This window comes from Aeribacillus sp. FSL k6-2211 (assembly GCF_037966125.1).
Classification (GTDB): Bacteria; Bacillota; Bacilli; order Bacillales; family Aeribacillaceae; genus Aeribacillus; species Aeribacillus composti.
Genome location: NZ_CP150190.1, coordinates 2,342,018 through 2,361,791, shown reverse-complemented (window position 1 = coordinate 2,361,791; position 19,774 = coordinate 2,342,018). Strand labels below are relative to the sequence as shown.

Here is a 19,774-nt window from a genome sequence, read left to right as displayed (position 1 = left end):
AGAAATGGAATGTCATTATCGGGGGATCAGAAAGAATGAATCAAAAACTACTGCAAATAAAGGATACAATTTTGTCATTTTGGAGGCAAAGGACAAAATGGCAAAAAGCCCTCATCATCGGAGGCGCATCGCTCATCATCATTGCCATTATCGTTTCGTCAATAGTTTTGTCAAAACCGAAAATGATACCGCTATATACGAATTTATCATTGGAAGAAGCTGGCCGAATCAAAGAAACCCTCGATAACAAAGGGATTCAATCGGAAATAGCCGATAACGGAACAACTATTAAAGTGCCGGAAAGCGAAGCAAATGCACTGAAAGTGGAGCTTGCAGCTGAAGGTATTCCTGAAAGCGGAAATATCGATTATTCGTATTTTGGACAAAATATCGGTTTTGGCATGACAGATAATGAATTTGATGTATTAAAATTAAAAGCTACACAAACAGAACTGGCCAATTTAATTAAAGAAATCGAAGGCGTAAAAAACGCTAAAGTGATGGTCAATTTACCTAAAGAAACGGTATTCGTCGGCGAGGACGCAGGAGAAGCATCAGCTTCCATTGTTTTAAATTTGGAGCCGGGTTACAAGCTTGACCAATCGCAAGTGAACGCACTCTATCACCTTGTTTCCAAGAGCGTGCCGAATTTACCTGTTGAAAACATTGTTATAATGGACCAAAATTTTGATTATTATGATTTGAAACAAGAGGACACACCTGGCACTAATTTTGCTTCCCAGCTTGAAATCAAATCGGAAATTGAAAAAAATATTCAACGGCAAGTGCAAAGAATGCTGGGTACGATGATGGGCCAAGACAAAGTGGTTGTCAACGTATCAGCTGATATTGATTTTACCCAGGAAAAGCGGGAAGAAAACTTAGTCGAGCCAGTTGATGAGGAGAACAATGAAGGAATTGCCATCAGTGCAGAACGGATTACGGAAACATACACAGGTACTGGGGCGCAAGCTGCCGGCGTTGCTGGAACAGGTCAAACAGATGTCCCGAATACATATCAACAGGCTGCCGGTGTAAACGGAGAAGGAGAATATGAAAAAATTGAAGACCGAATTAATTATGAGGTAAACCGGATCAAACGGGAAATTGTTGAAAGTCCATATAAAATTAGAGATCTGGGCATTCAAGTCATGGTTGAGCCCCCGAATCCGGAAAATCCAAATTCGTTGCCGCAGCAGAGTGTAGATGATATTGAACAAATTTTATCAACAATTGTTCGGACAAGCATCAATGAAGATCCGGAGGCCGAGCCGTTAACGGATCAAGACATTGAGGATAAAATCGTAGTTTCTGTTCAGCCGTTTTCAGGCAAAATAAATGCGGATGATCTGGAGGAGCCATCATCATTCCCAATTTGGGGCTATGTGTTAATTGGAGCAGGCATTCTGCTTCTTGGCTTGTTATTCCTATGGTGGTGGAAAAGACGGAGAGACGAAGAAGATGAGTATGAAGATGATGAATTTGACGAAATAGAAGAAGTGGTGCCGCAGCCTGTGCAAGAAGAAGAATCTGTCGAGCAAACGAAAGCAAATGAGCAGCGTAGAAAGCTTGAGGAGCTTGCCAAAGAGAAGCCTGACGAATTCGCTAAACTGTTGCGCACTTGGCTCTATGAAGACTAGGGGGAAATGACATATGAAAAAGTTAAACGGTAGGCAAAAGGCTGCTATTTTATTGATCTCCTTAGGTCCGGAAGCTTCTGCTTCCGTTTATAAACACCTCACGGAAGAAGAAATTGAAAAGCTTACATTAGAAATATCGAGTGTACGGAAAGTGGATTCGCAAAAAAAAGAAGAAGTGATTGAAGAGTTTCATCAAATCGCCCTTGCGCAAGATTATATTGCCCAAGGGGGGATCCAATATGCGAAAGAGGTGCTTGAGAAAGCATTAGGAGGGGAAAAGGCAAGTGAAATAATCAGAAGGCTGACATCTTCTCTTCAAGTACGGCCGTTTGATTTTGTTAGAAAAGCAGATCCGGCTCAAATTTTAAACTTTATACAAAACGAGCATCCGCAAACGATCGCTTTAGTTTTGTCCTATCTGGATGCCAAGCAGTCGGGACAAATTTTATCGAGCTTGCCTCAGGAAGTTCAAGCGGATATTGCAAGAAGAATCGCCATTATGGACCGCACATCCCCTGAAGTAATTAATGAAGTTGAACAAGTTTTAGAGAAGAAGCTTTCTTCTACTGTAACGGAAGATTTCACAGAAACGGGTGGAATCGAAACAGTAGTGGAAGTGTTAAACGGTGTCGACCGCTCGACAGAACGAACGATACTGGAAGCACTAGAAGTGCAGGACCCCGAACTGGCCGAAGAAATCAAAAAGCGGATGTTTGTATTTGAAGATATTGTTACCTTGGATAACCGCGCCATTCAGCGCGTCATTCGCGAAGTGGATAATAATGATCTCATGCTGGCGTTAAAGGTTGCGTCGGATGAAGTGAAAGAAATTGTCTTTAAAAATATGTCAACTAGAATGGCGGAAACATTCAAGGAGGAAATGAATTACATGGGTCCTGTTCGGCTTCGTGATGTAGAAGAAGCGCAATCAAGAATTGTTGAAGTGATAAGAAGATTAGAGGATGCTGGCGAAATTGTGATCGCTCGAGGACAAGGAGATGAAATCATTGTCTAGAGTCATAAAATCCGGCCATGCTTGGTCATTGCACAAGCCGCACAAATTGACGATCAGAACGATCCAAATTCAGGAAGAGTTCGCCGCTTCCGATCAAGAAGAGAACACACAGCGTTCACAGTTCCTTGAGGCAGCCCATTTGGAAGCAGAGAAAATTTTAGAAAAAGCTGAAGAAGAAAAAACGCGATTGCTTAAGGAGATCGAAAAAGAAAGGGAAGCTTGGCAGGAAGAAAAAGCGCGCCTAATAGAAGAAGCAAGAAAAGAAGGGTATCAAGCCGGTTTTGAAAAAGGGAAAAAAGATGGACTTCAAGAGTATGAAAATGTGATTGAATCTGCCAGACAGGTAGTCCAGCTTTCCAAAAAAGATTATGAGAAAAAAATAGAAGCTTCCGAGGAAACCATTATTGAAATTGCTGTAAAAGTAGCGGAAAAAATTATTGCAGCCAACCTAAAGCGAGAGCCTGAACTGTTTACTGGATTGGTTCGCGAAGTGATTTGTGAAGTAAAGGAATATCCAGAAGTCAAAATATACGTTCACCCTGACAAATATGAATTTATGCTTGAACAAAAAGAAGAATTAATGGAACTATTTACAACCAAAACGGAGCTCTATATTTTTCCGGATGTAAATTTGCCCGAAAACGGAATTTGTGTAGAATCGCCATTTGGAAAAATTGATGCGAGCATTGATACACAGCTGGAGCAATTAAAAAGCAAGCTGTTAAATCTTGTCAGGGAGGATTGAAGTGATTGAAACTAGCTCAATTGATCGACCATATAGATCGGCTGGACTCTTATAAGAGATATGGAAAAGTGAAAAAAGTAGTCGGACTCATGATTGAATCACGCGGACCTGAATGCTCCATCGGTGATGTTTGCTATGTACATGTAGGGAAAAATGAAAAAACGCTGGCAGAAGTTGTCGGATTCAAAGAAGAAAATATTCTATTAATGCCGTTTACAAAGGTCAACCAAATTGCACCTGGCTGTGTCGTAGAAGCAACAGGCTCGCCCCTGAAAATAAAATCGGGAATCAGCCTGATCGGAAAGGTATTAGATGCATTTGGTCATCCAATGGACGGATCCAATCTTCCAAAAGGTTTAACGACTATTCTGTCTGAAAATGAGCCGCCGAACCCGTTAACCCGGCCGCCGATCACTAAAAAAATTGAAGTGGGTGTGAAAGCAATTGACGGTTTTTTAACGATTGGGAAAGGTCAGCGGGTAGGTATTTTTGCAGGAAGCGGCGTTGGAAAAAGTACTTTGCTCGGAATGATCGCAAGAAGCTCAGGAGCAGATATAAATGTGATTGCCTTAATAGGTGAAAGGGGAAGAGAAGTTCGAGAATTTATTGAGAGAGATTTAGGGGAAGAAGGGCTAAAGCGGACGATTATTGTGGCGGCAACCTCCGATCAGCCGGCTTTAATGAGAATTAAAGCTGCCTATTCTGCAACGGCGATTGCAGAATATTTTCGAGATAAAGGATATAATGTCATGTTTATGATGGATTCAGTCACGAGAGTAGCGATTGCGCAAAGGGAAATTGGACTGGCTGTTGGGGAACCGCCGACGACAAAAGGATACACCCCTTCAGTGTTCGCCATGCTTCCTCGACTTTTAGAAAGAACAGGAAATAATGAAAAGGGTTCGATCACAGCCATTTATACTGTCTTAGTTGATGGCGATGATATGAACGAACCGATAGCGGATACTGTGAGAGGAATTTTGGACGGGCACATTGTGCTCGATCGCGAGTTGGCGAATAGAGGACATTTTCCTGCAATTAATATTTTAAAAAGCGTCAGCCGCCTTATGAACCATATTGTCGAACCGGCGCATCTCGAAGCTGCGAACAAACTGAAAGCATTGTACTCTACATATACCGAGTCAGAAGATTTAATTAAGATCGGCGCATATAAAAGAGGCTCTTCAAAAGAAATGGATCAAGCAATGGATTATTATCCGAAAATAAACGGATTTCTTCAGCAGCATATGAATGAAAAAATAACATTTGAGGAAAGCGTACAGCAATTAATTTCGCTACTTGAAGAAGGTGACAAGACATGACATACCATTTCCGCTATCAAAAAATATTGGATGTAAAGGAAAATGAGAAACGAAAATCATCAAAAGAATATGAAGATTCCGTTGAAAATTTTAAAAAAGTTGCAACAAAGCTGTATACATTTTTAAAGCAAAAAGAGGAGTTCGTAAAGCTTCAAGAAGAAAAATTGAACAAAGGGATGTCCGTTCAAGAAATTAAGCAGTATCAACAGTTTGTTCAAAATTTGGAAAAAACAATTGAGCATTACCAGCAGCTTGTCATTTATTCTCGTAATGCGATGAATGAAAAACAGTCGATTTTGATGCAAAAACATATAGAAGTAAAGCAATATGAAAAAATAAAAGAAAAAGATTACAAGAAATTTATGGAGCTAAGGAAACGAGAAGAAGGAAAAATGATGGATGAAATATCAATCATTACATATTCGTTTCATAGAAATTAGGTGGAAATAATGGCGAAAAAAGAAAAGAAACGAGGCGGTTTAAAAACTTTCTTGACCATATTTTTATCACTTTTTAGTCTTGGGCTTGTCGCCGTAATCGTCATGTTTTTTCTCGGCATTCTGCCGGCCCAAAATATTCCGATTATTTCGGACTTAGCGCAAGGAGGTCAGAAGCAAGAAAATCTTGAAAGGCTGAACGAGCAGCTGGAAAAAGAGCAAGAAGAGCTCAAGCAAAAGATTGAAGAGCAGGAAAGCACAATCAATCAGCTGCAAGAACAGCTGAAAAGCAAGGATGAAGAAATACAAGAGCTGACACAGCAAATCAACTCATTGGAAAACGCAGCTCAAACCAATCCGCAAAAAAATCAACAACAAGCCGTTGATATTGCGAAAGTATATGGAGAAATGTCAAGTAAAAAAGCAGCTGCCATCATTACAGAGCTTTCTGATGATGAAGCAATCAGCATACTATCATCTTTAAAAAAAGCCGTGCTTGCTAGAATTTTAGAAAAAATGACTCCCCAAGACGCTGCCAAATATACGAAGTTGTTATCCGAGCAAGCAGCAGCTCAATCTGAACAACCAGCAGCCGAATCTGTACCATCAGCAACTGAAGAGGCAGCTGCTCAATAAATAACTTACATGAACATTCTGATCATATTACAGGAGGTGAACAAATGGATGCCATTAAATTGCAGTTTTTCCAATTGAACACGCGAAACATACAATCAACAAACGGAGAAGAAAAAAAGGAAGAGTCAACTTTTCAAACGTTTTTTGATCAGCTTGTGAACATGAAGCCAGCCGATCAGGTGAAAGGAAATGAACCGCAAAAATTTGAAATCGAAACAACTATCTTAGAAGAGTTGAAAAATGCGATCAAAAATTGGCTCTCTCTTGACATTTTGCACGATCAGGAAACAGACGCTCAAGACAAACAGGAGAGAGAAGACAGCAGTTTATCTTCTGTCAGCCAACCTTCTTCTGAAAAGTTGGAATTGACATTTGCGAGCAATATGGAACTGAATGTTGATCATGCGGAGCAAAGTCCGGAAAAAACTGTACTTTTTCAGCAAATCACTGCTATTTTAGCTTATTTGCAACGAAATGAGCCGAACGAGTTTATTCGAATGCTCGAAGTTTTTGAAACCATTACTAGAAAGTATGGCGATCTAGGCAGCACGATGCTTCAAAATATTTTAACAGCTGTTCGGATTGGACAATATGAGAATCACAGTGCTACCATAGCTGACATATTGCCTAATGATCTAGAAACATCAGAGCCGCTTCATTTTATACAACAAATGGACACGAATAAGAAACCATTTGTGCAGCGTGAGGAAATATTGGCAAGAACGCATCCTCTAATGGAGTTTGTTCAACAAGAGAGCCGTGCTGAACAAAAAAGTGTTGGAAATTTCCTAACGGGCCAAACGAAGGATACGTTTGAGTTGACTCTTACATCATACATAAACAAATTTGGCTCAGAAAATCCGGCTTCGCAAATTGATTCTGAACTGAGTATAGACGTCCAAGAGGAATTTTTTCAAAAGTTAAAAGACGTAATAAAAACAAGTCGATTTGGCCAGCTTCCTAATGGCGCACAAAAATTGACGATACGGCTCACTCCGGAGCATTTAGGGACCATTACCATTCAATTAATAAAAGATGGCGACCAAATGAGCGCCAAAATTAAGACATCGACTCAATCAGCGAAAGAATTGTTAGAGCATAGTATTCAGCAGTTAAAGCATTCGCTGCCGAATGTAACATTGCAAATTGACCGCTTTGATATTTTTGACGAAGAGCATTATTTCTTTCAAGAAAAAAGAGGACGTGGCAATTCGCAGCAACATAACGGGGAAGATCAAGAAAAGCATCAAAATGAACAGCAGAACGACCAAACTTTTATGGAAAAATTAAAAGAGTATGTAAATGCCATTATATAGGAGGTTCTTATGAGCGGAATTTCCATCGACAGCTATTTGTTATCGACCTATACAGAAAACAAAGCAAGGGAAGCTAAGTCAACTCTTGGAAAAGATGATTTTTTGAAGTTATTGATTACCCAATTGCAATATCAGGATCCGCTAAATCCAATGGAAGATAAAGAGTTTATTGCTCAAATGGCGAATTTCTCAACATTGGAACAAATAACAAACATGAATAAATCGCTTGAAGCCTTTTTAAAATCGGATGCACTCATCAAATATTCGCAGCTCATCGGCAAATCGGTAGAATACTCAAAAGAAGGTGAGCAAAAGCAGAGCATTGTCAAAAGCGTGCGGATGAATGGAGATACAGTCATCATTGCGCTTGCCAACGGCGATGAAGTGGAAAGCTCAAGTATTACGAAAGTATCCGAAGCTGGAGAAAACGATTCATCTGATCAGGAAGGATAATAATATTAACATTTTAAAGAAAGGGAGAGGTTCATATGTTGCGTTCCATGTATTCTGGTATTAGCGGAATGAAAAATTTCCAATTAAAATTGGATGTCATTGGCAACAATATCGCGAATGTCAACACGTACGGCTTCAAAAAAGGACGTGTCACTTTTAAAGAATTAGTCAACCAGCAAATTTCAGGCGCTAGCGCCGCTGTAAATGGACGAGGAGGTATAAATCCAGCACAGGTAGGTTTGGGTGCGGCAATCGGAACAATCGACACTGTTCATACATCTGGACCAACTCAATCAACGGGAAGACTTCTTGATGTAGCGATCAGCGGAGACGGTTTTTTTCCTGTCGGAGTGATTACCGATTTAACGAGAGTCAACATTGATTATGCAGGACAATTTGGAGACAATAAAATTTTGGGCGCCATTGATAGAGCTATTGATTTAGCATACACCCGCGCTGGAAACTTTTATTTGGATGCAAACGGATATTTAGTAACTGGCGAAGGGCTTTACTTAATTGGCGAAACAGGTGAAAAAATTCCTCCGACAGATCAAGGAATTCAAAAAGCAAATGCAGCGCTTCAGCAAATCACGTCTTTCAATACACCTTATAAAAATATGTATGAATCGTTGAGAGACATTTCAAAAAGAGCGAATGCATTGATGGAAGCTTATGAAGCATATAATGATGCGGTGGAAATATGGGAAAAAGACGGACGACAAAACCCATCACCTTTATACACCTCTATGCAAAATGCACGTAATGCTTTAATTGATATATGGACAGAGTTTAATGCAGCCATTACAAACCCAACGTCAGGGTTTGGGAATATTCGAAACCAGTTTGAAACGGCAATCGGACAATTAAATAATTCTATTAATAATTTTAACAATACACCGCCATATACTGACGTCATTACAACAATCACGAATCCGATTCTGCCGATTACAGCGGGGGATTATCCGCAAAATCCGTCAACAGCTATCCCGTTAGGTTCAAGTGCTGACACGAATACGCTTGATTTAATGACGAAGTTGATCGGGACAATTGAGAATTATAAAGTTGCCCTTAACAATGTTGGGCAAGCAGTCATTAAATACGAAGATATTGCCGAAAGTTTAAAAGAGGCGCAATGGACGGATTCGTTGAGCGGAGAAGCCGGTCTCATCCAAATTCCGCTTTCGGCTAAAAGCTTTAGCATCGGGCCTGATGGAAAGGTTACGTTTATTGATCGAAACGGTCAGTTAAAAGTCGCTGGACAAATCCGGCTTGCGAACTTTCCAAATCCAGAAGGATTAGAAAAAATCGGAAGCAATCTTTTTAGAGAAACGCCTAACTCTGGTTCTATCGACAAAAATGGCAATGGGCTGCAGCTTAACGAACTTTCCGTTCCAGGAGAGGATGGAGCAGGCTCATTGATTAATAGTTCACTAGAAATGTCCAATGTGGACTTGGCGGAAGAATTTACGGAAATGATTGTGGCACAAAGAGGTTTTCAATCAAATACGAAAATCATCACAACTTCTGACGAAATTTTGCAGGAGCTCCTTGGCTTAAAACGTTAATAGGAAGAACGGGGGAGCTTGAAACGTGATCAAATTAACAAAACTGAATGGCGAAGCTTTTTATCTGAATGTGTTGTTAATCGAACGGATTGAATCGTTTCCTGATACGACTATTACGTTAATATCCGGCAAAAAATATATAGTAAAAGATTCACAGACGGAAGTAGTAACAAAAATCAATGAGCTTTATAAACAATTTGGTTTTGGGAAAGCTTTCTATTTCGGGGGACAAGAAAATGAGTAAAAAATTTATAACAGCATTATTAATCGTCATTTCAACCGTTGGAATTGCTGCACTGACTACGTTTGTCGTCATGGAATTTTTTACGAAGGATCCGGTAGAAGCGAAAAACCGCTCCATCGACGAGGTGGTGGAATCGTCATTTGATGTTCCTGAAATTACGACAAACTTAAAAAGTAAAAATATTGTAAGACTTTCTTTCAAAATTGAAGCATCTGACAAAAAAGCGAGAGAAGAATTAGAAAAGAGAGAATTTCAAATAAAAGATATTATTATAACCGAACTGGCAAATATGGAAGCAAAAGATTTGGAAGGGCAAGCTGGAATGGACCGCTTTAAAGATACGATTAAAAAGAAGGTCGATGCGCTTTTACAAGAAGGAGAAGTGAAACAAGTGTACACGACTTCCTTTATCCTTCAATAGACAAAAAAGGGATAAGGAGGTGATGTTCTCATTATGTCAAATGAAATTTTATCGCAAAGTGAAATTGATGCGCTATTATCTGCATTAACGACCGGTGAAATGAATGTTGATGAATTAAAGAAAGAAGAAGAAGCAAAGAAAATAAAAGTTTACGATTTTAAACGTGCTCTTCGTTTTTCAAAAGATCAAATTCGCAGCATTACTCGAGTGCATGAAAATTTCGCAAGGCTTTTAACGACGTATTTTGCTGCGCAATTGCGGACATATGTCCAAATAACCGTCACGTCTGTAGACCAGCTGCCCTATGAAGAGTTTGTCCGTTCCATTCCGAAAATGACGGTTTTAAATGTTTTTGAACTTGGGACACTTGATGGAAGAATTATTATGGAAGTGAACCCAAATATTGCGTACGCAATGATGGATCGGTTAATGGGCGGTTTCGGGGCTTCCATGAATAAGATTGAACAATTAACAGAAATTGAAATGAAAATTATTGCATCCATTTTCGAAAAAACTTTGGAGCACTACCGTGAAGCTTGGAGTACCATTTTGGACATTGAGCCTTGCATGCAGGAATTTGAGGTAAATCCGCAATTTTTGCAAATGGTATCTCCAAATGACACAGTTGTTGTTATTTCCCTTAATACACAAGTGGGAGAAGCGAGCGGAATGATAAACCTTTGTATTCCCCATGTTGTGTTGGAACCAATTATTCCAAAGCTTTCCGTCCATTATTGGATGCAATCAGAAAGGAAAGCCCAAAACTCTGTGGAAACGGAAGTAATCAAAAACCGGATAAAGCTTGCAGAAGTTCCGGTGGTTGCGGAATTAGGGACGTCCGTTGTGACAGTTCAAGAGTTTCTTGAAATGCGAGTGGGGGATATGATCCGTCTTGATCAATCGACCAGCGACCCGTTGGTGATTAAAGTAGGTGACGTCCCTAAATTTTTTGGACAGCCTGGCAAAAAGAACAAGAAGCTGGCCGTTCAAATATTAGGCCACATAGAGAGAGGTGACGAAGCTGATGACTGATAACATGTTGTCACAAGAGGAAATCGATTCTCTATTAAAAGGGGGAAATCAAGAATCAACTGAAACTGACAATCTATTGAATGATATTGAAAAAGATACGATTGGGGAGATAGGAAATATTTCTTTTGGCAGTTCTGCTACAGCTTTATCATCCTTGCTTAATCAAAAAGTAGAAATCACTACTCCGAGCGTGTCAATTATTAATAAGCAAGAACTGGCAAAGGAGTTTCCACATCCATACGTAGCAATAGAAGTAGTTTTTACAGAAGGGCTGTCCGGCAGCAATCTGCTTGTAATTAAACAAAGCGATGCTGCTGTCATTGCTGATTTAATGATTGGCGGGGATGGTTCCAACCCGGATGAATTGGGGGAAATTCAATTAAGTGCTGTCCAGGAAGCGATGAATCAAATGATGGGATCTGCTTCCACATCAATGTCAACCGTTTTAAATAAAAAAATAGATATTTCACCGCCTCGCCTCGAATTATTGAATGTTAAAGAAGGGGAAGGAACCGATGCTATTCCTGATGATGAACTGCTTGTGAAGGTATCCTTCCGATTAACTGTCGGCAATTTAATTGATTCGAATATTATGCAGCTCTTACCCCTTGATTTTGCTAAACAGCTCGTTGTTGAATTAATGAATAAAGCGGGCAAAGAGGCATCAAATAACGTGCAAACAGAACCTGAAGAAGCGCGAGAAAATCAACAGCTGCATATAGAAAAAAGCGAGAAGGAAAAAGCTCAGCCTGTTGAAGTTAAACCTGTTGAATTTGCGACGTTTGATGAACAAACGAATCAATCTGTAGACACGCACAATTTGGAGCTGCTGCTCGACATTCCTTTAAATGTAACGGTTGAGCTTGGAAGAACAAAAAGATCCATCAAACAAATTTTGGAATTGTCTAAAGGATCCATTATCGAGCTTGATAAGCTGGCCGGGGAGCCAGTCGACATATTCATAAACAGCAAAAAGGTAGCAAAAGGTGAAGTAGTTGTCATCGACGAAAATTTCGGTGTTCGCGTAACGGATATCATGAGTCAAGCAGATCGGATAATGAATCTAAAATAGTTGATAGGAGTGAGGAGCAAAATGTCAAAAAGGATTTTAGTCGTTGATGATGCAGCATTTATGAGAATGATGATCAAAGATATATTGACAAAAAATGGATATGAAGTAGTAGGAGAGGCTGCAGATGGTGCGCAGGCAGTCGAAAAATTTAAAGAATTGCAGCCTGATTTAGTCACGATGGATATTACAATGCCTGAAATGGATGGCATCACTGCTTTAAAGGAAATACGCAAAATTAATCCAAATGCAAAAGTTGTCATGTGTTCAGCGATGGGACAGCAGGCAATGGTAATCGATGCTATTCAAGCTGGTGCCAAAGATTTTATTGTGAAACCTTTTCAGGCCGATCGTGTACTGGAAGCTATTCAAAAGACATTGGGATAAGGAGCATTTGCATTGAAACGATGTATTACATATTTGTGCTGTTTATGGCTGTTGTTTTTTTATGTTCCAATAAACGCCGATTTTGTGCATGCAGCCGCGAAAAATCCCACCGTTGAGGAATATTTAAAACAGCAGACATCCGATCAACAGGATGAAAAAAAAGAAGAGAAAGCGACGAACGAATTGGTTGAAGATGGTGGCAACAGCACCTCCTTATCAGTATTCGATGTTTTGAAAATGATTTTTACACTTATTCTTGTTTTAGGTCTCTTAATCTTTTTATTAAAATTTTTAAACAAAAAAATGAAGCTTCCGCAAGAAACTAAATACTTACAAAATCTCGGCGGCATTTCCTTAGGACAAAACAAGTCCATCCAGCTGGTGAAGGTGGGGAATCGCATTCTAATCGTTGGCGTCGGGGATACGATTGAACTATTACAAGAAATTAATGATGAAGAGGAATATAAGAAAATTATCGACATGCAGAAAGAGCCCGGCAACAATGCTTTTGAACAAAATATGATGCGCTTCATTCTAAATAATCATAAACAAAAGGGTAGCGAGAAGACCTCCTTCAAAAAAGAGCTGGAATCACTATTAAAAGAAAGACGTGAACAGATGCAGCGTCTTCGGCAGAAAGGATCAAAAAAATGAGTGAGTTTTTTAGCTATTTTAATCAAAATGATCCGGAAAATGTTGCGACGACTGTGAAGCTTTTGCTTCTGCTCACCGTTTTGTCAATTGCACCAGGGATATTGATTTTAATGACTTGCTTTACGCGCATCGTCATCGTGTTATCGTTTGTGCGAACTTCGCTTGCTACCCAGCAAATGCCGCCCAACCAAGTGCTCATCGGCCTTGCACTTTTTTTAACCTTTTTTATAATGGGACCGACTTTTCAAGAAATACATGAAAAAGCTTTGAATCCTTTGTTCAATAATGAAATAACCATTGAGGAAGCGTATGAACAGGCGGAAAAGCCGATAAAGGAATTTATGAGCAAACATACGAGACAAAAAGATTTAGCTTTGTTTTTAAATTACGCCAATATTGAAAATCCTGAGACGATTGACGATATTCCGCTCGTGGCTTTAGTGCCTGCATTTGCCATCAGCGAATTAAAAACAGCGTTTCAAATAGGTTTTATGATCTTTATTCCTTTTTTAATCATTGACATGGTTGTATCAAGTGTCCTCATGTCAATGGGAATGATGATGCTTCCTCCTGTCATGATATCATTGCCTTTTAAAATATTGCTGTTTGTGCTCGTGGACGGCTGGTACTTAGTTGTCAAATCATTGCTGCAAAGTTTTTAAAATAAGTAGGTGAGCCAATGAGTACCGAAATGATCCTTTCCATAGCAGAAAAAGCGGTTTATACAACTTTAATGATCAGTGGGCCACTTCTTTTAATATCGCTTGTTGTCGGCTTAATTGTCAGCATCTTTCAAGCAACGACACAAATACAGGAACAGACATTGGCGTTCATACCAAAAATTGTGGCTGTTTTGGTCGGATTGATTATTTTTGGCCCATGGATGCTATCTGTCATTTTGTCGTATACACATAATATTTTCAGCAATCTCAATCAATTTGTTGGATGAGTTGAATGATGATGCTGGAGTATTATCCGCTTTTTTTGCTTGTGTTTACAAGAATAACAGCTTTTATTGCAACGCTTCCATTATTTTCATATCGGAATATTCCGATGCGGTTTAAAATTGGCATGTCTTTTTTCCTTTCCCTTATCATCGTCATGACGATCGATGAGGGAAAGGTTGACTTAGATGCGAATTTCTACCCGCTAATTATTAAAGAAGTTTTAATCGGACTATTCATTGGTCTGATCGCATATATCATCATGTCAGCTGTCCACATTGCAGGAAGCTTAATCGATTTTCAAATGGGGTTTATCATCGCGAATATTATTGATCCGCAGACAGGAGTTCAAACGCCGTTAATTGGACAATTTCTTTATTCTTTTGCCCTATTGCTCATGCTGAGCCTAAACGGGCACCATATGCTGATTAACGGGATTGTATACAGTTTTCAAGTAATCCCTCCGGATCAATATTTTATTCCGATTTCTGATGGAGCTGTTGCCGAACAAGTTTTGAAGGCGTTCAGCAAAATGTTTCTCGTAGCATTTCAAATGGCGCTTCCGATAGTCGCTTCGCTCTTTTTAGTTGACCTTGCTCTAGGGATTGTTGCCCGGACAGTTCCGCAAATGAATGTATTTGTCATTGGGTTTGCCATTAAAATTGGCGTCAGCTTTCTGATGATGGTGCTCGTTTTAGGCATTATATTTATGCTGATTCAGGGGCTTTTCCAATACATGTTCGATGTGATGAGAACCTTAATGAATTTATTAGGTGATGGCGCATGAATTATTTACCGTTAGATTTGCAATATTTTGCCGGTGAAAAAACGGAAAAAGCGACTCCGAGAAAGCGGCAGGATGTAAGGAAAAAAGGACAGGTTGCCAAGAGTCCCGATTTGAACACAGCCATCACCATGTTTTTAGTTTTTCTGTCATTGCTGTTTTTCGGGAAAACGGTGATTGATAATATTTTAAACATGTTCCATTCTACTTTTGAAGATTATTTGTTGACGGATATCACAGAAGAAAATGTGCATTCAATCTTTAATAAATATGTATTGGAAGGCGCTCAAATTACCGCTCCATTCATGATAGCAGCCTTCGTTGCTGGGGTTTTCAGTAATTATATTCAAGTTGGATTTCTTTTTACAACTGAACCGTTGAAAATGAAATTAAATAAACTGAATCCGATTGAAGGCTTTAAACGCATATATTCCACTCGGGCAATTGTCGAGCTTTTGAAATCGATCTTAAAAGTTTTCTTTATCGGCGGGGTAACCTTTGCGTATATTTATTTCAATTGGCAGGAGATTTTGCGACTTCCGCAAATGCCGCTTGAACGAGCTTTTGCTTCAATTTCAAAGCTGGCGGTGCAGATAGGACTATATGCTTCAGGTGCGCTTTTGTTCATCGCATTGCTAGATTACTTGTATCAAAGATGGGATTTCGAAAAAAACATTCGCATGTCTAAGCAGGAAGTAAAAGATGAGTACAAAAAAATGGAAGGCGACCCGTTAATTAGATCGAGAATTAAACAGAAACAAAGGGAAATGGCGATGAGAAGGATGATGCAGGAAATTCCGAAAGCTGATGTCGTCATTACGAACCCTACTCATTATGCAGTTGCCTTAAAGTATGATGAAAAGGAACACGATGCACCTGTCGTAGTTGCAAAAGGAACAGATTTTGTCGCGCAAAAGATCAAGCAAATTGCCAAAGCCCATGAAATCATAACAGTCGAAAACAGGCAGCTCGCTCGTTCCTTGTATGACCAAGTGGAAATTGGCGAGATGATTCCTGAACAATTTTTTAAGGCTGTGGCTGAAATTTTAGCTTATGTTTATCGTCAAAAACAAAAAGTGTAACAATTTTGCTAGGAGGAAGTATCATGTCAGCAAGAGATTTATCGGTTATAGTAGCTGTCATTTTAATTGTTGCCATGCTTATCATCCCGCTGCCTTCATGGCTGCTGAGCATATTGATTATCATTAATATATCTCTTGCCTTGCTCGTCCTCCTTACATCCATGAACATTGAAAAGCCTTTACAATTTTCAATCTTTCCTTCTCTTTTGCTTTTGTTAACGTTATATCGACTCGGCTTAAACGTTTCCACAACGCGTTCGATTTTAGCTAATGGAGAAGCGGGAACAGTCGTGGAAACGTTTGGAACTTTTGTTGTCGGTGGAAATATCCTTGTTGGTTTTGTCGTATTTATCATTTTAGTTATTATTCAATTTGTTGTCATTACAAAAGGATCTGAACGGGTAGCAGAAGTGGCAGCCCGCTTTACGCTTGATGCCATGCCCGGTAAGCAGATGAGTATTGATGCAGACTTGAATGCGGGAATCATCTCGGAAGACGAGGCAAAAAAACGGAGAGAAACGATTGCAAGAGAAGCAGATTTTTATGGCGCAATGGACGGAGCAAGCAAATTTGTAAAAGGAGATGCGATTGCTGGTGTCATAATTGTGCTGATCAATATTATTTTCGGAATTATCATCGGCATGATCCAGCAGGGGCTTTCTTTTCAAGAAGCTGTTTCAAAATTCACGCTTCTTACAGTTGGAGATGGATTAGTCAGCCAAATTCCAGCTTTATTAATCTCAACGGCAACAGGGATTGTTGTCACGAGAGCTGCTTCTGACGGAAATTTAGGACAAGACATTACGAACCAGCTTTTAGCATTTCCAAAGCTGCTGTATGTTACCGCAGGAATCATCTTTATTTTAGGTATTGTTACTCCGATTGGTCCGATCGTAACAACTCCGATCGCTCTCATGTTTGCTTTCTTAGCATTTGCGATGAATCGTACGAAGAAACAAATTGAAAAAGACGAAGAGATTGTTGAAGAAGAAGTGGAAATGAACGAAGCGAAAAGTCCGGAGCAAGTGATGAATCTTTTATCGATGGATCCAATTGAATTTGAATTCGGATATGGTTTAATTCCTCTTGCTGATAGCGGACAAGGGGGAGACCTGTTGGATCGGATCGTAATGATCAGAAGGCAGCTTGCCGTAGAATTGGGCCTTGTCATTCCTGTCGTCCGAATACGGGATAATATCCAATTAAAGCCGAATGAATACAGATTAAAAATTAAAGGAAACGAAGCGGCGAAAGGTGAAATTATGCTCGATCATTATTTGGCGATGGCGCCAGGAATGGATAATGATTCGATTGAAGGGATTGACACAATTGAGCCTTCGTTTGGACTTCCTGCAAAATGGATCAGCGAACATTTAAAAGAACAAGCTGAATTGGCAGGATATACGGTCGTCGATCCTCCTAGCGTTGTTTCTACTCACATTACGGAAACGATCCGGAGGCATGCTCATGAATTGCTTGGACGACACGAAACAAAACAGCTTGTCGATCATTTAAAAGAAACATACCCGATATTAGTGGAAGAAGTTACGCCGAATCCACTTTCTATAGGAGATATTCAAAAAGTTTTGGCGAAACTGCTTAAAGAAAAAATTTCTATTCGAAATTTGCCGGTTATTTTTGAAACATTAGCTGACTATGCCAAATTTACAACAGATCCGGAAATTTTAGCTGAATATGTAAGACAGTCGCTGGCAAAACAAATTACAAGCCAGTATGCAAAAGAAGGGGAGACATTGAAAGTCATTACTCTCTCCGCTCAAGTAGAAAAAGCCATTGCCGATGGCGTGCAGCAAACAGAACGAGGAACCTTTTTGTCATTGGAGCCGCATGTATCACAAAGGATTGTCGAAGCCATTGCCAAAAATGTGGAACAGCTGGCAATGGAAGAGCAAACGCCAATCTTGCTCTGCTCGCCTTCTGTCAGAATGTATGCACGGCAGCTGATCGAGCGATATTTGCCTGATGTACCCGTATTGTCATACAACGAACTTGAATCAAACATTGAAGTACAAAGTGTCGGAGTGGTGAATATTTAATGAAGATTAGAAAATTCAAAGCCCATACTATGCAAGAGGCGATGAAGACGATTCGCAGCCAACTCGGTCAAAATGCTGTCATCCTCAATTCGAAAGTCGTCTATACTGGTGGATTTCTAGGAATGTTTAAGAAAAAAATGATTGAAGTGGTGGCGGGCATTGACGAAGAAGATGAAATGATCAGCGGGTCCCAAAATGAAAAAATAGAACATCAAACGGACCAACAATTAGAGATGGCTCCTGTACTGAATGAAATAAAAAAACTGAAGGATCTCGTTCAATCCATGTCCGTAAACAGTACTGTTATTCATCCTGACCTAAAAGAGATCGAACAAAAAATCGATTCGTTAGGTTTGCTGCAACCGATTAAACAGGATGTGATCGCATCTATACTGGAAACGTATTTGATTCATCAAAAAAAGCTGACAAACGAACAACTGGAATTTCAATTGAAGAAAGAGTTAAAAAAGAGAATTTCGGACATTCCTTTTCACGGCATTACTTTTTCAAAAAAATTTGTGAATGTTGTAGGACCAACCGGTGTTGGAAAAACGACGACATTGGCAAAGCTTGCCGCAATCTGCAAAATAAATTACAAGAAAAAAATCGGATTTCTTACGACGGACACTTATCGAATTGCTGCGATCGATCAATTAAAAACATATGCCGAAATTTTAAATGCCCCGCTTGAAGTTTGTTATAACTCATTTGATTTTCAGGAAGGGAAAAAGAAGCTGAATGACTGCGACATCGTTTTTATTGACACAGCGGGCCGGAACTTCCTTGAGCAGCAATATGTGCAAGATTTAAGCGAAACCATTGACTTTCAGGATGAAATGGAAACATTTTTAGTATTTTCTTTAACTTCAAAATTTGAAGATATGGAAAAAGTTTATAACCAATTTTCTCATTTGCCGATTCATCAATTTATTTTTACTAAACATGACGAAACCTCCTCTTATGGAGCTATGTATAACATCGTCTACAAAACAAAGATTGGTGCCGGATATATGACTGACGGTCAAGATGTTCCAGACGACATTCATAAGCTCGATCATGAAACTTTTATTCAATATTTAATGGGGTAGCAGGATATGGATCAAGCAGAACAACTCAGAAAGATTGTTCAACAAAACAAATATTCGGTGATAAAAGACTCTCCGCCTAACCGTCATGCAAAAACAGTGGCTGTGATTAGCGGAAAAGGGGGAGTCGGCAAATCGAATTTCGTTTTAAATTTCGCTTTAAACTTGATCAAAAAACGAAACGACCGTGTACTGCTGGTAGATTGCGATATTGGGATGGCAAACATCGATCTTTTGCTTGGACAGCAGTATCAAGAAAGATCAATTGTCGATTTGCTGAAAAACCGCATTGGAATTGAACAAATTATCAAAAAAGGTCCTTTAAATTTGCAGTATTTGTCAGGAGGAATGAGCCTTTCCAATATTGTCACAATCGATGAAGCAGAGTTTCAATTTTTTCTTTACGAGCTTGAAAGAATAATAGAGAAATACGACACCATCTTATTTGATATGGGGGCAGGAATTTCGAAAGACAGCTTGAAATTTTTGCTTGCAGTGGACGAAATTATCGTCATTACGACGCCTGAACCGACATCGATTATGGACGCCTACAGTGCGATAAAGCTCATTCACCAGTTCGATCAAGAAAAGGTGATGAAAGTAGTTGTCAATCGATTCAAGAAAAACATTGAAGCGAAAGAAACATGGGAAAAAATTAGAACCACTGCAGAGCGTTTTTTACATAAAACAATTGATTTGCTCGGCAGTTTGCCGGAGGATGATCATGTGCAGAAATCAGTCATGGAACAAATTCCGTTTATTTTGCGTTTTCCGAATGCTCCTATATCGAAAGCACTAGAAAATATAACAGAGATGTACTTAAATGGTAAAATAAAAAGAAAAGGATTTATTCATTCTCTTAGATCTTTGTTTTCAAGTAGGTGAT

Annotated in this window: 22 protein-coding genes; all 22 read left to right on the top strand. The window is 39.4% G+C overall.

All coding sequences use genetic code 11. The annotated features are described in order from the left end of the window. The first annotated feature begins 35 nt into the window (after positions 1-35). Genes fliF through NSU19_RS11190 form a run of 22 tightly spaced genes read left to right on the top strand, consistent with a single transcriptional unit; the run spans position 36 to position 19,773 of the window. Positions 36-1,640 carry a flagellar basal-body MS-ring/collar protein FliF gene (fliF, locus tag NSU19_RS11295; protein WP_063386661.1) on the top strand — a complete coding sequence of 535 codons (1,605 nt, stop codon included), beginning with the start codon at positions 36-38 and terminating at the stop codon, positions 1,638-1,640. Between the two features lie 13 nt (positions 1,641-1,653). Further along, positions 1,654-2,655: a flagellar motor switch protein FliG gene (gene fliG / locus NSU19_RS11290; RefSeq protein WP_063386662.1), complete on the top strand. Its 1,002-nt coding sequence runs from the start codon at positions 1,654-1,656 to the stop codon at positions 2,653-2,655. Beyond that, entirely contained in the window at positions 2,648-3,400 is a 753-nt protein-coding gene (gene fliH, locus NSU19_RS11285; protein ID WP_161939796.1) for a flagellar assembly protein FliH, read from the top strand. The genes fliG and fliH overlap by 8 nt, the downstream gene beginning before the upstream one ends. 5 nt (positions 3,401-3,405) lie before the next feature. Further along, positions 3,406-4,722: a flagellar protein export ATPase FliI gene (gene fliI, locus NSU19_RS11280; RefSeq protein ID WP_063386664.1), complete on the top strand. Its 1,317-nt coding sequence runs from the start codon at positions 3,406-3,408 to the stop codon at positions 4,720-4,722. Further along, the gene (gene fliJ / locus NSU19_RS11275) at positions 4,719-5,162 is read left to right on the top strand and encodes a flagellar export protein FliJ (RefSeq protein ID WP_063386665.1); all 444 of its coding nucleotides are present in this window, start codon (positions 4,719-4,721) and stop codon (positions 5,160-5,162) included. The genes fliI and fliJ overlap by 4 nt, the downstream gene beginning before the upstream one ends. A 9-nt stretch (positions 5,163-5,171) precedes the next feature. Then, positions 5,172-5,795 carry a hypothetical protein gene (locus tag NSU19_RS11270; RefSeq protein ID WP_327862757.1) on the top strand — a complete coding sequence of 208 codons (624 nt, stop codon included), beginning with the start codon at positions 5,172-5,174 and terminating at the stop codon, positions 5,793-5,795. Between the two features lie 44 nt (positions 5,796-5,839). Continuing rightward, positions 5,840-7,111, top strand: a complete 1,272-nt coding sequence (locus NSU19_RS11265) for a flagellar hook-length control protein FliK (RefSeq protein WP_339196547.1) — start codon at positions 5,840-5,842, stop codon at positions 7,109-7,111. A 9-nt stretch (positions 7,112-7,120) separates the two neighbouring features. Beyond that, a complete protein-coding gene (gene flgD, locus NSU19_RS11260; RefSeq protein ID WP_063386668.1) occupies positions 7,121-7,564 on the top strand; it encodes a flagellar hook assembly protein FlgD in 444 nt (147 codons plus the stop codon). A gap of 35 nt (positions 7,565-7,599) precedes the next feature. Continuing rightward, on the top strand, positions 7,600-9,129 hold the full coding sequence (locus tag NSU19_RS11255) for a flagellar hook-basal body complex protein (protein ID WP_094246041.1): 1,530 nt from the start codon (positions 7,600-7,602) through the stop codon (positions 9,127-9,129). Positions 9,130-9,154: 25 nt separating this feature from the next. Then, the gene (locus NSU19_RS11250; RefSeq protein WP_063386670.1) at positions 9,155-9,373 is read left to right on the top strand and encodes a flagellar FlbD family protein; all 219 of its coding nucleotides are present in this window, start codon (positions 9,155-9,157) and stop codon (positions 9,371-9,373) included. Beyond that, complete coding sequence (gene fliL / locus NSU19_RS11245) at positions 9,366-9,794, top strand: flagellar basal body-associated protein FliL (RefSeq protein WP_066246495.1); 429 nt, start codon at positions 9,366-9,368, stop codon at positions 9,792-9,794. Before NSU19_RS11250 ends, fliL begins: the two co-directional genes overlap by 8 nt. 33 nt (positions 9,795-9,827) lie before the next feature. After that, a complete protein-coding gene (gene fliM, locus NSU19_RS11240) occupies positions 9,828-10,826 on the top strand; it encodes a flagellar motor switch protein FliM (protein WP_063386672.1) in 999 nt (332 codons plus the stop codon). Beyond that, positions 10,819-11,898: a flagellar motor switch phosphatase FliY gene (gene fliY, locus NSU19_RS11235; protein ID WP_339196544.1), complete on the top strand. Its 1,080-nt coding sequence runs from the start codon at positions 10,819-10,821 to the stop codon at positions 11,896-11,898. The genes fliM and fliY overlap by 8 nt, the downstream gene beginning before the upstream one ends. A gap of 21 nt (positions 11,899-11,919) precedes the next feature. Further along, positions 11,920-12,282 (top strand): response regulator, encoded by a 363-nt coding sequence (locus NSU19_RS11230; protein ID WP_063386674.1) that lies wholly within the window; start codon positions 11,920-11,922, stop codon positions 12,280-12,282. 12 nt (positions 12,283-12,294) lie between these two features. Beyond that, positions 12,295-12,936 (top strand): flagellar biosynthetic protein FliO, encoded by a 642-nt coding sequence (locus NSU19_RS11225; protein ID WP_339196542.1) that lies wholly within the window; start codon positions 12,295-12,297, stop codon positions 12,934-12,936. Further along, entirely contained in the window at positions 12,933-13,598 is a 666-nt protein-coding gene (fliP, locus tag NSU19_RS11220) for a flagellar type III secretion system pore protein FliP (RefSeq protein ID WP_063386676.1), read from the top strand. Before NSU19_RS11225 ends, fliP begins: the two co-directional genes overlap by 4 nt. Before the next feature lie 17 nt (positions 13,599-13,615). Beyond that, positions 13,616-13,885: a flagellar biosynthesis protein FliQ gene (fliQ, locus tag NSU19_RS11215; RefSeq protein ID WP_063386677.1), complete on the top strand. Its 270-nt coding sequence runs from the start codon at positions 13,616-13,618 to the stop codon at positions 13,883-13,885. An 8-nt stretch (positions 13,886-13,893) separates the two neighbouring features. Further along, a complete protein-coding gene (fliR, locus tag NSU19_RS11210) occupies positions 13,894-14,667 on the top strand; it encodes a flagellar biosynthetic protein FliR (RefSeq protein ID WP_339196539.1) in 774 nt (257 codons plus the stop codon). Further along, entirely contained in the window at positions 14,664-15,746 is a 1,083-nt protein-coding gene (gene flhB, locus NSU19_RS11205) for a flagellar biosynthesis protein FlhB (protein ID WP_339196536.1), read from the top strand. The genes fliR and flhB overlap by 4 nt, the downstream gene beginning before the upstream one ends. Before the next feature lie 23 nt (positions 15,747-15,769). Beyond that, complete coding sequence (flhA, locus tag NSU19_RS11200) at positions 15,770-17,803, top strand: flagellar biosynthesis protein FlhA (RefSeq protein ID WP_066246489.1); 2,034 nt, start codon at positions 15,770-15,772, stop codon at positions 17,801-17,803. Continuing rightward, positions 17,803-18,891: a flagellar biosynthesis protein FlhF gene (gene flhF / locus NSU19_RS11195; protein ID WP_339196533.1), complete on the top strand. Its 1,089-nt coding sequence runs from the start codon at positions 17,803-17,805 to the stop codon at positions 18,889-18,891. Before flhA ends, flhF begins: the two co-directional genes overlap by 1 nt. Before the next feature lie 6 nt (positions 18,892-18,897). Then, a complete protein-coding gene (locus tag NSU19_RS11190) occupies positions 18,898-19,773 on the top strand; it encodes a MinD/ParA family protein (RefSeq protein WP_339196530.1) in 876 nt (291 codons plus the stop codon). Position 19,774: the final 1 nt, after the last annotated feature.